Here is a 16,502-nt window from a genome sequence, read left to right on the forward strand (position 1 = left end):
GGTAAATTGAAAAACATTTTCGAAAAAGCTCGGTTTTTACGTCGTTTTATCGCAGGATTGTTTGATTTTGTTTTGCTTTTTTTGTTATTTTTACTATTTTTCTACTTATTCTTAATTTTGACAAGTTGAGCAAAGTGAAAGTTTTACATTTGAATTTTAAGTGTTTTTTTTCTGACATTCAGTTATCGAATTTTATTTGTTTCATTCACAAAACAAACTTTAGGCCAATATTTAACAGCTACTAAAATTCATTTTTTCCAGGAAAATTTAAATTTTAGACATAAAATTTTAATTTTATTCAAAAGAGAAATATTTTTAACTCTTAATTGAATTACATCATTATTATTCGCATCTATTCTTTTAGATTTAAGTTTTGGGATTACTTTTAATTTTTTCCAAAACTTTAATATTCAGAATCAAAATTTTAGCCTTTTTCAACAAATTAGTCTTAGTTTTCCAGCGTTATTTGCAAAAGTTAACTTTTTTTTCTTAATTATTAATAATCTTTCAATTTTTGGTTCTAAAAAATTAACAATTATTGATCGTTATTCAAAAACAACTGTTTATTTGAAAAAAGTAACCTTAAAAAATGATTATCCAAGCTCAATTCAGGCTAATTTTATTCCAGTTCATTGGGAAGGTAATTAAATATGTCATCACAAAATATTCTATCTCAACTTAATGATAAACAGAAAATTGCCGTTATTAGCAACAGTTCTCATTTAAGAATTGTTGCCGGAGCTGGTACTGGAAAAACTAGTGTATTGACAAAAAAAATCGCCTACATTATTAATGAATCACTCACCTATCCAAACCGAATTTTAGCACTTACTTTTACAAATAAAGCGGCTGAAGAGATGCGCACTCGTGTTGAAAAGTTAATTGGCGAGAAATCAAAGGACATTCAAATTCTTACATTTCACTCACTTTGTAATTTAATTTTACGAATTGAGGCAAAAAAAATCGTTGAAATTGAAGAGATTCCAATCACCGATTACAGATTTAACATAATCGATGAACAGGATCAAAAAAAAATAGTTGAAAAACTTTTAGGCAATCATTTAAAAACTGCCGAAGACCGTGATGAAAAAAAAATAACCGCTTATCAAGCAGTTGAATTTATTTCAAAAGCAAAAAATTTAGAAAAAACTCCTGAAGAAATGCTTTCAAGTGCAAATAATGAAATTGAAGGAATAAAGGCTCAAGTTTATCAACAATATGTCGCAAAAACAAAGGATAATAACATAATTGACTTTGATGATCTTTTGCTTTATACCAAAATTACTTTTGAAAAAAATCCGCAAATTTCTGAGCGCTGGCAAAAGAAATTTGACTATGTTTTAGTCGATGAATTTCAAGATACTTCGTTAATTCAGTACTCAATTTTAAAATTTTTCATCAAAAATAACACCCGTCTAGTTGTTGTTGGCGATCCTGATCAAACAATTTACTCATGACGAGGCGCTGATCCTTCGCTAATTTTGAATCTAGAAAAAGACTATCCTGATTTACAAACAGTAATTCTTGATAAAAATTACCGATCAACACAGAATATTCTCGATGCCGCTAATCATTTAATTTCGAACAACGAAAACCGAATAAAAAAAAATTTAGTTGCTAATTCACAAGAAAAAATTGACATCCATTTTGAAGATTTAGGGAATGAACGCGGTGCTGAAGTTGAATGAATTTATAACACAATTCTTGATTTAATTACAAAAACTAAAGTAAATTACCGTGATATTGCCATTCTTGCTCGTTCTAATTTTTATTTTCGGCAAATAATTGAAAAACTTGAAGCTCATAACATCCCTTTCTTTAAACATGGAAATTCACCACTTGCTTCAAAAAAAGAAGTCCGTGAAGCTGTTTATTTTTTAAAAGTAATCGAAAATTCTGACGCATATGCTTTTGAACAAATAATCAACGTCCCAGCAAAAAAAATTGGATCTGTTACTATCAGCAAATTAAACGAATTAGCATCACAATTTAATCTTAATTTATACGATTTTCTTTTTAATTACTATTCGGGAAAAATAAATTTAAAAGAAAATCAGGGGAAAATTCCACTTAACATCGAAAATCAAGTAAAAATTAAAAATCTTTTAGAGCGAATTACGGCTGCAAGACGGTTTAAAATTGAAATTGAAGAGAAAAAACCTTCTGTTTTCAAACTTTTTTCCCAAGTATTAGATTCTTTTTTGAAAAAAATTGACTACTTTAGTTCAATTAAGGATCCAAAACAAGAATCAGATACAAAAGATCTTTTGAATAAATATTATCAGGCTCTTGACAATTGACAAAAAGAAAATCCTAATAAAAAATTAGCGGATTATCTTGATTATGCGGCAATTTCTCATTTTGAACAAACCGAATCACAAAACCGAATCAATTTATTAACTGTCCATTCTTCAAAAGGGCTCGAATTTGAGTATGTTTTTCTCGTTGGAATGAATCAAGGAATTTTTCCTGCGCAAAAAGTGCTTGATTTAAATTCACAAGATGAATATGAAGAGGAGCGAAGACTTGCTTTTGTGGCTGTAACGCGAGCAAAACGAGTTTTGTACATTACAAACGGATATCGTACTCCTTTTAGTCGTGATATCAGTCGCAAATGAAAAAATAATCAGAATAATATTTCTCCATTTATTAAAGAGATGAAAATTAAGGCTGAACAATTTTATCAATTTCGCAAACTTGATGAATCAGGAAAATTAAATTATCATAAAAATGAATCAGAAAATATTGAATTTTCTCCGGGAAATCTAATAAACCACTTAAAATTTGGTCGTGGAATTGTTTTAGAAGTTAGAGATGATTCAATTTTAGTTAAATTTTTTGATATCCCGAGTGACAAAGGGATCAAAACTCTCGTAAAAACACATAAGTCAATTGAAAAAATCTCATAAAAATGATTATATCAACAGAAACTTATTTAATAATTTTTCTAATTATTTTAATTAGCATTTTTTTTCTTATTTTTCTAATTGCAGCTTTAGTTTTTGCCTTTAATAAAAAAACAAAAACTACTACTGTAATCCCTTTAACTTATGATCCTGAACTAAAAAGAATCAGAGTTAGCGATGTTTTTTCACTCCCATCGCTAAAATACATAATAAAAAATAAAAATTTATTATCAGGACTTTGAATTACACAAGATGATTTTGTTGCCTTACTCGAGAAACCATATCAGCAAATTTTTCTTTCAAGTTTAAAAAACTGAAAGAAAAAAACTATTTGAATAAAATTTCATAAGAGATTCCTATTTAACAACCATTTTCAGGTTTTTTTTCAAGCAAAACCAAAAAATGGTTTTGTAATTCAAGAAGTTCAAAAAACAATTCTTGATACCAAAAGAAACAAAAAAATTTTCAAAGATCGTGTGGTTGATAAATTAATTTTAAACTTTGAACACCCGAGTTTTCTCGTTGCCTTCAGTTTTCCGTTTCAAATTAGTACTGATTTTGTTAAAAATTTTTTTATTTTTTACAATAAAAAAATTTTATTTTTTAAAAAAATTTCTAATTTTTCAATTTTACATTTTGATAACATTTTAGTTATGCAGATTTGTGCAAAATCAGCAAAATTGCTTGAAAAAATTAAAAATTACTACAAATACTATGCAAAAAACCATAATTTAGGGAATTTTTTATTCTGAACAATTATAAATCTTGATCGCAAAGTAAATTATGATTGAAAAATTGAAATTCATAAATTTTTTGATTTTATCGTTAACAGAAAAACTAATTTCCTAGAAATAAAATCTGATGATAAAAATTTTAAACAAATTATCGAAAATAATAACCTAAAACCGTTTATATTCAATGTTAACGACTATAAATATGCAGAAATTTACCAATTTTCGACTAATCAACTTGCCTATGAAATTTATAATTTTGACTTTTACCATAGTCAAAAAATTGAGCAACTGATAAGGTTTTTTGCTGCAAATTCAAATTTTGACCATTCTAAAAAAATTTATAAAATAAATTATATAATTGCACAGAAAATGCGCAATTTACCGATTGATTTTCAAAAATTTATTTTTTTAATCGAATCAGAGATTAATTCACCTGATGCAGATATCAGTTATATCAATAATGTTTGCTTTCAAAAAACCGTTGATTCTAAACTTTTTTACTATCTTGATATTGAAAAGCCGCCGATTTTGTTCATCGAGGATCGCATAAATTTTTCTGATGTAAACGAAAGTAACGACATTATTTTTTCTTCTTTAGGCGAATATGCTCGTAAAGAAAAAGTTAAGTTGGTAATGAAGAAGGATATGATTGAAAAATTTAACTTTTTAAACAAAAATTTTCCGTTATATTATTGATAAAAACGGAAAACTCGTTGCTTTTTCATTATTTTTTCTTTTTTTAAAATTTTTTGCTCAAAAATTTTAAATTTGGTTGAAACAAAATTACCAAAGGGAGCAACGATGCAAATTTATCAGTATGGAAAAATCGTCTCAAAAAATAAAAATTACTTAATTCTTGAAAACTATGGAAGCGGATATTTAATTTATGTTCCGCGAATTGACCGTTTTAATCGTGATGAAAATCGCAAAATTTATATCTATGAATATGAAAACGACTATACAAAAATCACTTACGGATTTGCTAGTTTCCGTGAACGAATTTTGTTTGAAGATTTAATTTCAATTCAAGGAATAGGACCTAAAACTGCAATTTCCGCCCTTAATTACGGAATGCAGAACGTCATCAATCTAATTGCTAATAATGACTGAAAATCACTTGCAAAAATTCATTACCTTTCCGAAAAAAATGCTAAACAAATTGTCTTTGAATTTCAACGGAAATATAAAAAATTCGTTGAAAACGAAAAAAACCAACAAGATGAGAATGCAGTCGAAACAGAAGAAAAGATGTCTGAAAACAAAGATGATTTATCTGACATTACAATTCAGAAAACTTCCCTTGAAGACAAAACAGCTTCTGATCTTGAAGACACTCTAAAAATGCTCGGCTTCAAATCTCGCCAAATTGACTATGCACTTACAAAAGTTGAACCTAGTGAAAATTTTGAAAACCTAATTGAAGAAGCAATTAAAATTATTTCCAATGCCAGAGAACTTAGAAATTAGACCAACAAGTTTCGAAAACTTTATCGGTCAAAAAAAATTAGTTGAAACTTTACAAATTTTAATTAGTTCATCGCAAAAACGTAAACAAGCACTTGATCACATTTTATTTTACGGACCACCTGGAACTGGAAAAACCACCTTGGCGAATATTGTGGCAAATGTCCTTGAATCAAAAATAAAGTATGTTCAAGGACCTTTACTAGAAAAAAAGTCTGATGTTCTTGCGGTTTTAGCGAATATTTCGCAAGATACAATTATTTTTATCGACGAAATTCACGGAATTAATAAGAATATTGAAGAACTTTTATATTCGGCAATGGAGGAATTTGTGATCGATTTGCAAATTGGCGTTGATGGGGAAAGAAAAATTATGCGAATGAAACTACCGCATTTTACACTAATTGGCGCTTCAACAAAATTAGCTCAAATTTCAACACCATTACAAAATCGTTTTGGTTATGTTGCTAAAATTGTTGATTACACAGTGGATGAAATGATTCAAATTATTCGCAATTCAGCTTCAATTCTAAAACTTAAATTAACCACAGAAATCATTAAATACATTGCAAGTTTTTCAAATAACACTCCGCGAATTGCGAACAATTTGTTAAAAAGAATCCGTGATTTTGCATTAGTTTTAAATGTTAAGAAAATTGACCGTGAAATTGTAGATAAAACCTTTGATAGCATCGGAATTTATAACCAAGGGCTTTCGCAAATAAATATTGAATATTTAAATGTTCTTGTAAAAATTTTCAAGGGAAAATCAGTCGCGCTTGATGTGATTGCCAGCGTGCTAAAAGAACACCGGCAAACAATTGTTAATTTAATTGAACCACCTTTAATTGAAAGAGAATTAATCGAAAAAACATCCCGTGGACGTCGGATAACAAAAAAAGGAAGAGATTATTTAGTTGAATTAAATAATAATACAAAAAATCAAACTTAAAAAAGTGTGACTTTTTGGGTTTCAATCAATGAAATATTCTCCTTTTTATTTAAGTTTTCACGAACAAAGTTGAGAAAATCGTAGACCATAATCATTGCAATTACATCATTTTGACAATAAAGTTGTAAATTTTTTTTTGTTTTTTCTCATTCATTATCACCAATAAAATCAAAATAGCGATCAATTGAATGAACCATTGCTTCTAAACCGTTTTTTACAGCCAATTGTTTGTATGGTACAATTAGATGCTCTAATTTATATTCGTATTTGTTAATAAAATTTTCAATTTTTTTGATGGAATAAAAGCCTTTAAGGTCGGAAACGACGATCCAATATTTAGCAAAAGGGTCTTTCAAATCAAGTGTTTTTTCAATTATCTTATCAATTTTCAGTTGATATTTCTGAATTTTTTCAACAGCTAAATGATGTGGCATTTCCTTTAAATAATTTTTAAAAATTATTTCAACCATTTCTTTAAGTCTTGTAAGTTCATATGATTTATTAAAAACAACGTAAAAATCAGCATTTTCAAGATAAATCTTATCAATTATTTCACAAAAATTTTTTCAGGTATAGTTTTTTGGATCAAAAATAAGATTAGTTTCAGAAAAATCTTGTGGCAAAATCTTGCCATTTTCAGTGACGATTATTGAAACTTGTGAAACAATTTGCTGAAAAGGTTGGACATAGTCAATTGGCGGAAAAGGCAAGGAAAAAGCTTCAAAATCATACCAAACAATTTTATTATTTTTAAAATTGTTTAAAAATTCGTTTAATTTCTCAATTTCATTAATAAGAATGAAATTGTTTTTCTGAAAAAAATTAAACCAATAGGAATTTTTTTCTAAAACGAAAAGTTCTTCTTCATTTTTAATTAGTGACAATGCGTTTTTTGCTTTTAAAAGTATTCCGCTAATCCCTGCTAATTTTGGGTAAAAAATAGAAATTAGACTGTTAAAATCAGGGTTTTTTTCAAAATCACCGTTGTCAATATCTATCGGTGGGCTAAATTCTTTGATTTTTTTAGCTTCAATAATTTCTTTTATAGCAGTTTTTATTGGTACCATTTTGGTAATTTTTTTGGTTTTTGTATTTGAAATTTTTTCAATTTTATTACCAAAAAGATTTTTAATTATCTTGTTTTGTTCTAAAAAATTAGAATCACTATATTCTGCAAGTGTAAAACCGTATTGTTTAGCGATTTTTTTTGCCAAAAAGGCATTTACCCCTTCACGATCTGCTTTCGAAGGTGTTTTTACCCCTTTGTTCATCGAAAGCCAAAAAGTCTCGCAAAATTCAGTCTTATTTTTTATAGGCGACTCAACTGTGTCAAGTAAAAAATATGAAAATTTCTCAACTGGATTAAAATCACCCGAAATTTCTCGAAGTGCGTAAGTGGTAATCCAAAAATCTCAATTTGCTCTTAAATAATCTTTAACTTTTGTTGAGGTTGAAAGTTTTAAAATACTAATTTTTTTATCAAAGACAAAAAACACTGATGGATTAGCGCTAGCCTGTTCATATCCAAAAGCGGGGTTAAAAATTATATCACATTGTCCACTTTTGTAAAAATTCAAAGTTTGGCTAATTTTTTCATTGATTTTTACTTTATAAACAAGACAAATTTTTTTATCTGAAAATTTGTCTTTTATAAAAGAGTGAAATTTCGCACTAAAATCCTTAAAAATATTAATATGTAATTCGGAAAAATTAGTAACTTCATCGGCAAGTGAGTCGAAATCCCAAACGATATCACCCAAATTTTCTTCTTCTAAATCAATGTTTTCCAAATAAATTGGGTCCAAATTGTTTCAAATAAAATATTTTTGCCGTGTGTGCAAGCGGAAATAATGTGAAAAATTAATTTTTTCCATTTAAAATTTAACCAATTTTTCTATCTGATAAATTAAGTATCTATTTGTAAAACTTGTTCTAAAACAGAAGGATTGATTTTTAAAATATTAGGTGAATCAACAACATTTTGGTCAAATAAACGGCTATCACGCGCTAATTTGTTAAAACCACCGACAAGTTTATAAGTGTTATGCTGCCTTTTTCAGGGCAATTTTGCTCTAAAAATAAAAGTATTTTCTTGATTGTCAACCGGTTTTACATAATTTCCAAAATATTCAATATCTTTATTATCAATTTGGTCAAAACCTGTTGAAACACCAGTGTTTTCACGTTTAAAGACGAGACTGTAATTATTAACGGTGTTAATTTTTACAACACCAGGACTAAATTTAACTATAAAATCAACGTCAATATTCTCAAGATTTTGATCAATTTGACCCGCATATTTATTATTAGAAACTTGAATATCTACGACATCGGCATCAGTTCTAAATGTTAAAGGAAATAAATTATTATCATAACTTAATAAATTTCCTTTTTGGTCATAAAGTCCTGAAATTACATAACTTGTATTTCGCTCTAAATTTTTTAAACTAACATAAAGAAATTGATCTGATCGAACATTATGCACAAATGATTGAATTTCGTGATTTGCACGAACCATATTGGCTTTGCGATAATGAACATTGATATGTTGTGAGGATAAACTTTGATCTGAAAGTGCAACTCTAAAATCGAATTGACTTGAAGGATCTGTTGAATTTAGTTTTTTATATGAATCTGTGATAATTGTAGGATTTGGATTTGTTTTAAAAACGTTTCCTCTAACAAATAGTTGTTCTTCTGCTTGCCCCTTAAGACGACTAATTTTAACAACATATTTGGTATTTGCTTCTAAATTTGAGATTTTTAGCAAAATTTTTGGCTTATTATCGTGTAAAGTGCGACGTGCTGAAAATTGACTTTGCTGATAATTGTCAGTATTTTCTTTTTTTAGTTCGACTTTAAATAATTTAGCAACATTTTCCTGTGGTGACAATTCCACATTATTTAGAACAAGTTCAACTGATTTTGACTGCAAATTTTGCAACAAAATTTCAGGAATTTTATAATCACCGCAAGAAATTATTATACTAGGAAACATAACCAAAAAACTGGTCTGAACAGTTAAATAACTTAATTTTACCATTCGCCTTTTCATTGCTTTCCCCTATTTTCCATTTTTGTATAATTCTAGAAAAATTATACCATAAAATAGTAAAAAATATGGTTTTTTTCTTTTTAAAATCTAGTTTTTACCAATATTTTTGTTATAACTTTTAATTCAAAAATTTTTAAGCAATTTTTGAAAAAATATCGAAAACAAAAGGTGTTTATACCAGTTTTGCGTTAATTTTAGTAGTGTTTTTTCCAAAAATATAGTATAATTTACGCTAAAAGAAGAAAATTAAGGTAATTATGAAGAAAAAAAACTTAATAACCGTGGTTGGAACAGCAATATTCAGCGTTGCAGTTTTTGCAACGGCAGTTGGTTTTGCAGCCAACGCTCACTATAAAGGTACAAATCCGAGACAGGAATTAGAAGAATATGTTGCAAAAGTATCTAATTTAGCCTTTAAATCCGATGTTTTTTCACCAAATGCAACTTACGAGCAAATAAAATCAGAATTATTTGAGAATGACAGTGTTAAAAAAAATATTGATTTGCATAAATACATTTCTTTTTATCAAAGAATAAATAGTCGAATCTCTTTAATTAACAACAATTTTAGCATAAACAAACCTTATTTTAAAATTCTCTCTTTAAGTTTTGACGATGAAAACCAACGTTTTATTGTAAAATTCCAAGGATTTCATCAAATTGATAACAATTTCACAGCAACTTCGCCTATATATGAGCAATCAATCGCGCATTCACAAGTTGGTCAATATTTACTTGCTGATTTTAACGGAAAATTTGATGTTTTAGAAAATAAACTAAATCAAGAATTAAAATCAATGCAACCGAAAATTGAAAGAATAAATATTGATAAATTTTCGCATAACTCTGAAAAAAATACTTTAAAAGCAATCGATTTTAAAACACCTTCATTAATTCGGTCAGTCGATTTTGCCGATTATGTCAATCAAGCGCTTGATTCAGAAGAAGCTAAAAATCGAATAACTGAGTTTTTTCCTGATTTTAGCAAAATTTTGAATGATTTAAACGAAAATAGGTCAAATTTTCTTTTCGGCAACCCTAATAACAGAGTTTATAATTTCACTTTAGCTCGCGATACAATTTCAAAAAAATTTATCACAAGCGATGGGGCAGCAAAATTAGCAAGTTTTTTTGTTAAGGCAGAATTAACATCTGCTGCAAAAGTTAATTTAGGTAAAATCAATTTTTCACAAGCCCCAAATATTCATCCAGTTTTACTTCAGAAAACTGATAAAACAAGTTTTTTTGCCGATGAAAAAGAAATTTTATCAAAAATTAACCTAAAAGAAGTTGAATTTGATGATTATAAAGGTGCAAAACGGGAAGATTTTGAAATTGTAGAACCACCTGTTTCCGTTACTAATTCAATAAAATCACAACAATTTCAAGATGAAGAACAACCTTCTTTGCCCGGAACAGAAGCAGATTCTAATCCAAAAAAAGTACCAGAAAGTGCTGAAAAAGTCAAAAAAGCACAAGAAGAATATGAAAAAAAAGTGGCTGTTGCTTTCAAAAATTCTTTAAAATCAACAGAAATTATAAAAACTAATGTATTTGATTTCGTTAACGAAATCAATTCAACATTTCATTCATCGAACAAAGCAAGATCAGATTTTATAAAAGAAAAAATCAATAAATTGCTATCTCGTGAGTTAAAACTCGATTTTAGCAGTCTTGATTTAGGGAAAAATTTTAAATTCGATGGAATAGATTTCGAATTTGACCCTTCAGAAATTAAAATTTCAAAAGATAAAAATTCAGATCTTTTTGAGATTGAAATACCAGCAACAATTTCCTTATATGATTCATTTTTTAACGGCAATTCTAAAGAAGTTTTAACAAAAAAGACTATAAATTTCAAGTTAAAAGGTTTCCAACCAAAAGAATCATTGTTAGAAAAACAGAAGGAACTAAAATTGCCTAATTCTGATTCGAAAATTTTTAATTTTCCAGGGAAACTAGAATCATTGCAAAATAACGGAGACTCTCTTGTGCTACCAAGCAAAAATAGACTCTTTTCTTTTTTAAATACTGATTTTAGTGTAAAAGATAGTTCAACAACTTCTGGGGGAACTCAAAGCAGTCAAACTGGAACGCAAAATAAAAACATTGGTTCAATTTGGGATACAGAGTTAGATTCATATATAAAAAGTGATAAAAATTCTGAACAAACTGGTGAAACAAATACTGAAAAACTCTATAAAATTCTTCAAGACCCAGCATTTTATGGGTTAGATTTTCAAAAGTACGAAACAATTTTAAATAGTTGAATCGGAAAGGTTGCGGTTCCAGCGGAAAATTATCGTGGATTTGAATTAGATTCAGATTTATTAAAACATAAAATTATGAATTTTAACAGTTTTGATTATTTCAAATCTACTTTTGAAACTGCCGCTTTTTATAGTTGACTTGCACGAAAAGATATTGCAACTGCTGCACAATTTCTCTTTAAATTTTTCCAAAATTTAGGAGTAATTGACCAAAAAGAAGTGTTTGAATATGAGCAAATTCTTAAATCAAACGGTGTTTTCCGCCTAGCTCAATCAATTAAATTAACAAATTTAGACCAACATTTAATTACATTTAATAATTATTTTAACTTGAGTGGTAACGATTTACATTCAGCACTTTATCTAGATAATGAAACCGCTAAACATTTTAATTCTTCTTTTGCTGACAGTGAATTTTCAGAAAAACTTAAAAAAACAAAGTCTTTTTATGGAGATTCCGCTTCAACTAGTTCAACTCTTAGCGAATTAGCAAAAAACGATAAAAATAAAGTTACTAGAGAATTCATTTCTGAATATTTAGCAAAAAACACTGTAAAATTAAGCACTTTTAAAGATTTGTTGCTAGCTTTTTATACAAAAGTTTACCAATTTAATTTAAACGGTTTTGATTTTATCAATGATAATTTAACTTGAAGAGTAAAATTTGACTCAAAAGAAGATTCAAGTATGCCGTCTAGTGGATCGGGACAAAATAATAAAGAAATTGATAAAAAAATCAATCTTTTCTATGAAATTTTAGACAGAAACGGTGATGTTTTATTTACAACGCCAAAAGTTGAACTAACCTTAAAAGTTTTAAATTCAAAATCCCCGGAATTTAAAAAATTAAAACAAGATCCAGTTACCACGAAAAAATTAAACTCAATTGTTAGCGAAATTCCGCTTGGATTTCGAAATTTTGAAGTTTCTGAAACTAGCGGTCTCACAAAAGAAAATGCAAAAGAAAAATTAAAAACTGTATCATTGTGAACTAAACTTGAAGATTTTGTGAAAAAATACAATAAAAACGGTTATGAATATGAGCCAACTGTGGTTAATTTAGAAAACGATCCTTTCAACAAGGAAAATAAAATTTTAACTATCGCAGTAAGTGAAGTTAAAAAACCAGAAAATCAAGTTTTAACAATTCAAAGTGAACCTACTGAATCAAGTTCTGAATCTCCTGTTTCTCAAAATAGTTGAGAAATTAAATCAAAAAATGTGTCGCTTTTTGATTCTACTGAAGAAGATCCTGTTGATTCACTTTCAGGAAGAGCCACTGATGGTGAAATAACAGCCCCTGGCACAGGACTCGCAATTGATCAACCACCAAGATCAACGATATTTTTGACAATTTTAATCATTAAATCTGAAAAGGGTGAAAAAATATCATAATAAAGATTTTTATCCATCAAAATCTTTAAAATAATTCAATTTGGAGTTAAAAAATATGAAACCAAACACACCTAAAAGTATAATGACAGTTGGTTTTTCTTTGACGGCAATTGTTACCACGATTGTTGCAGTCCCGATCGCTTTAACGGTTTTTGAATCTTCTTATGCTTCGCAAGTCAAAGGTAATATTAGCAACCAAAATTTTGCGATAAATCCAAAGTTTGGAATTTCTGAGTCAGAATTTTCTGATCTAGTTTCAAAAGTAAAAATTCGGGAAAAATATAAAAAATTTAGCGCTTCATACCTTTTAAATCTTGCAAAAGACCCAAATTATCCGTTTAATTTATTGCAAGCACTTGATTTTGGCGAGCTTGAGGCAAAAGGTTTTCTAGTCTCAATTGATATTAAAAATGCAAAAGCTCAGCAAAATTCAATTACTGATTTAATCGTTTCGGCTACAAATAAAAACTATCATTTAACTTATTCGAAAAAAATTATCGTAAGTGGTTTTGGCGATTTTAGTGGTTCTGATAATTTTGACCTTGATACTAACAAGTCTAAAATTATGCTAAATAGCAAAAAAATGGTATTTCCAACCCAATTTGCCTATAAATTAGAAGATCTTTTTCAAGAAGAGCAAAAAAGTAATAAAAATAATTTCCAAGCTTTTTTAAGCGCACTTGCAAAATTAGATGCCAGTCTTGATCTTGTCAATGCAGTTGGCGAGCCAACTTTTTTAAAGGCAGATGCAAAAGTTTCACCAGTTTTTAAACAAAACGAACTTGCTTCACAAGAAAAACAGTTAGCAATTTCGGAGGCAGAAAAAAAACGGGCAACTGAAAATTCAAAAGTTTTTAACTTAAAATTCACTTCAGTCGATGACGAAAGTGCTAAATTAGCAATTGAATTTAGTTTTGAAAAAGCGGGAAAAGTTCAAAATTTCAACCTTGAAGTTCAAGGGCTAACAAAAATTAGTAAAATTTTTGATGTTGCTGCTAAAAAAATTGCTGAAAAGTTGAATGATTATATATCTTTACGTCCAGAAATCCAAACTACTTTGATTAGCGAAAATAAAACACTTTCCGAAGTTTTATACGGAAAAAAATCAGAAGCAATTGCAACAACAATTGAAAAAATAATTAGAAAATCCAATCTAGAAAAAGCAGAAGGATCTGGGTTTGATGCAGACAAAGATAAAGAAAAAATTTATCAATATGATAGTTTTCTTTCGTATTTTAACTTCAAAAAAGATCCAAAAAATACTTTTGAAGTTGATATAAACGATGAAAATCTTGACTCAATTAAGGTAAATTTAACAGGATTTGAGTTCCCTAAAAATCTAGACCAAAATGAAAAAGATAAACTAATTAAAGAAGGTAAAATTAGATTGATTCCATCGATTGTTATTTACAAAAAAATGGGTCTAAAATCGCCTTATCTTCAAGAAATTAACGAAAAACTTTCGACTTATACTAACGATTTAAAAACGCATTTAGAACTTCGAGGCAAATCGGGAAGTCTGAAATTTAGCAATTTTTTAGTTAGCGAATCAAACCAGTCAACAATTGAATTTGCAGTTCCAAAATTATCAAATCACCAGAAATTATTGTTTGTTGCCTTTTCTAATCCTGATGTTCAAACTGAAAATAATGAATTTGTTAAAAGAATTAATTTCGTTTATAACGAAAAATCACCAGCACTTCCAACTGTTGAAGTTAAAAAAATTATTAACGAAATTATCAATTTAGCAAAAGATAATAAATTCAGTGAAAATCAGAGCGAAATTACCAAAAAATTATACACATTAGATTATGGTTATGCCCCAAGCGATGAAGAACATAAAAATTATCGGGAATTGTTAAAACAACAAGCAGAAAAACTTGGAAAAGTTGAAATTATTGAAAATAATTCTAAAAAAGACGAAGAAACTGAAAAAACAAAGCCAAAACCTGAAGAAAAACCTAAAAAAAATGGTGAAACGGTCGCTGGATCTGACAAGAACGATCCTAAAGACCAAACTTCAAAACTTGAAGAATCTCAGTCAGGAGATTCAAAAAATAAAGGAAATTCTCAATCTGAAACTAGTTCTCCTGAATCGCAAGCAGGAAAAAATTCGCAAGTTACTAATCAAAACGGTCAAAATTCTGGTCAGCAAGATTCGGCAGCACAATCTACTTCGCAATCAGATGCTAGAATTCAAGTAACAAAATTTCAAGAAGAAGCAGTAGAAAGTTCGGGCGAATCTAGCAGTTCAAACACTGAAGCTTCACCAAATACTTCTCCTGTTGAACCAAAAAAAGATGAAAAAACACCTAAAAAAACAGAAAAAATTGTTAAGAATGCGGAAATAACTAAATTAAAAAATAATTCTTCCAAAATTGGTCTAAATCTTTACAATTTGTTAAATCCAGAAAATTATAAATCGGCAAGTGATAGTAAAATTGAATTTTCAGTAGATGATTTTGACCAAAACTCGCTTGAAATAAAGGCAATTTTAAAGTCTAACAGCAAAACATTGGCTGTTGCAAAATTAATAATCGATAATCTTGATAGTAGTTTTGCATACGATGTTTCACAAAAATTTCAATCAAGTATTTTCATTGATGGTAGAAGAAGTCCGATAATTAATGTAGATACTAGAAAAATCGAATCATTACGGGACTTTAACCGTGAAGATTTAAAATATAAACCGACTAAAATCGAAGTTCCATCGCTTGATTTGCTTGATCCTGATGAGCAAAAATATGTAAAAGAACATAAAAATGAATATCCTGAATTTTTCGTTGAACGAATCAAAGAAGAAATAAAACAAATTCAAAATGGAATTTTAACTAACAATTCATTTGAATTAGAGTTAAAAAACCCTGATGAAGATGCGACAAAAATTAAAAATGGATTGCTTTTGATGTCTTTGAAAATGAACAAAATTGATGATTACAAACGTCATTATTTTTTTAGTTCAAAAAGTGAAAATCCAAGAGGATTTTTTATTCAGCGAGTCAGAATGAAAACTGATGAAATCAGTTTTAAAAAGTTAAATAAAAATATAAAAACTGCAGAAAAACCAGTTTATGCACTTGCTTTTGACGCATTTAGCTCGGTTATAATCCCAAAAGATCAGGCTAATTTTGTGTTATCTTATATCGATCCAGAAAATGTAATTTCTGATAAAAAAACACTAAAATCAATTGATAAAGATGGAAATTTAAATGATATTAGCCAATTAAAATTAGAAGTTGGATCTGAAAGTAAATTTAATCAAGAACAAAAAATCCCTGATAAATTTTTTGCTAATTTTGATGCTGAAGCAACATTAGTTTTAAGGCTAATTTTTGAAAATAATACTTTAAAATTAAGAGTTTATAATCAAAACGCAAAAAATCCTTTTACTGATTATTTAGAATCTACTTTGGATTTAGAAAGTTTTTTAGATGCATATAAAAACGAAAGCAAGGAAGATTTATTCAATCTAGATTTTGCAAAAATTGGACCACATCTTTCAGGTGCGCAAATGTTTTTAAAAGGGTTTATGGTTTTTAAAAATTCTGAAGAATCTGAAACAAATCAAACTCTTTCTGCCCGAACTAAAACAACTGATTCAGCAGACGAGATTGGTACAAATTTTCTTAAACAATATTTAAATTAATTCAAAAAAACACGTAAATTTAAAGTGTTTTCGATGATTTCACATTTTATTTACAAAAAAATCGTTTGGTTTTATTTTTA

General features: G+C 28.2%; 9 protein-coding genes. 7 read left to right on the plus strand and 2 right to left on the minus strand.

Features of this window, described 5'->3' with window-relative positions:
- Positions 1-6: 6 nt before the first annotated feature.
- From MDIS_RS01215 to ruvB, 5 genes are all read left to right on the plus strand, one after another.
- Positions 7-648 (plus strand): RDD family protein, encoded by a 642-nt coding sequence (locus MDIS_RS01215; RefSeq protein ID WP_044635288.1) that lies wholly within the window; start codon positions 7-9, stop codon positions 646-648.
- A 2-nt stretch (positions 649-650) separates the two neighbouring features.
- A complete protein-coding gene (locus MDIS_RS01220) occupies positions 651-2,909 on the plus strand; it encodes an ATP-dependent helicase (RefSeq protein ID WP_044635289.1) in 2,259 nt (752 codons plus the stop codon).
- A gap of 2 nt (positions 2,910-2,911) precedes the next feature.
- Positions 2,912-4,339 carry a hypothetical protein gene (locus MDIS_RS01225; RefSeq protein WP_044635290.1) on the plus strand — a complete coding sequence of 476 codons (1,428 nt, stop codon included), beginning with the start codon at positions 2,912-2,914 and terminating at the stop codon, positions 4,337-4,339.
- A gap of 102 nt (positions 4,340-4,441) precedes the next feature.
- Positions 4,442-5,107 (plus strand): Holliday junction branch migration protein RuvA, encoded by a 666-nt coding sequence (gene ruvA / locus MDIS_RS01230; protein WP_044635291.1) that lies wholly within the window; start codon positions 4,442-4,444, stop codon positions 5,105-5,107.
- Positions 5,085-6,056 carry a Holliday junction branch migration DNA helicase RuvB gene (gene ruvB, locus MDIS_RS01235; protein ID WP_044635292.1) on the plus strand — a complete coding sequence of 324 codons (972 nt, stop codon included), beginning with the start codon at positions 5,085-5,087 and terminating at the stop codon, positions 6,054-6,056. Before ruvA ends, ruvB begins: the two co-directional genes overlap by 23 nt.
- On the opposite strand, the gene MDIS_RS01240 is transcribed toward ruvB, so the two are convergent.
- Both MDIS_RS01240 and MDIS_RS01245 read right to left on the minus strand, forming a co-directional pair.
- Positions 6,053-7,930 (minus strand): DUF2779 domain-containing protein, encoded by a 1,878-nt coding sequence (locus tag MDIS_RS01240; protein ID WP_044635293.1) that lies wholly within the window; start codon positions 7,928-7,930, stop codon positions 6,053-6,055. The two genes, ruvB and MDIS_RS01240, sit on opposite strands and share 4 nt — an antisense overlap.
- Positions 7,931-7,962: 32 nt before the next feature.
- Positions 7,963-9,054 (minus strand): hypothetical protein, encoded by a 1,092-nt coding sequence (locus MDIS_RS01245; protein ID WP_240532174.1) that lies wholly within the window; start codon positions 9,052-9,054, stop codon positions 7,963-7,965.
- Between the two features lie 314 nt (positions 9,055-9,368).
- On the opposite strand from MDIS_RS01245, the gene MDIS_RS01250 reads away from it, so the two are divergent.
- Both MDIS_RS01250 and MDIS_RS01255 read left to right on the plus strand, forming a co-directional pair.
- Complete coding sequence (locus MDIS_RS01250) at positions 9,369-12,776, plus strand: P97 family adhesin (protein ID WP_044635295.1); 3,408 nt, start codon at positions 9,369-9,371, stop codon at positions 12,774-12,776.
- A 55-nt stretch (positions 12,777-12,831) separates the two neighbouring features.
- The gene (locus MDIS_RS01255; protein WP_044635296.1) at positions 12,832-16,422 is read left to right on the plus strand and encodes a P110/LppT family adhesin N-terminal domain; all 3,591 of its coding nucleotides are present in this window, start codon (positions 12,832-12,834) and stop codon (positions 16,420-16,422) included.
- Positions 16,423-16,502: the final 80 nt, after the last annotated feature.

This window comes from Mesomycoplasma dispar (assembly GCF_000941075.1).
Taxonomy (GTDB): Bacteria; Bacillota_I; Bacilli_A; order Mycoplasmatales; family Metamycoplasmataceae; genus Mesomycoplasma; species Mesomycoplasma dispar.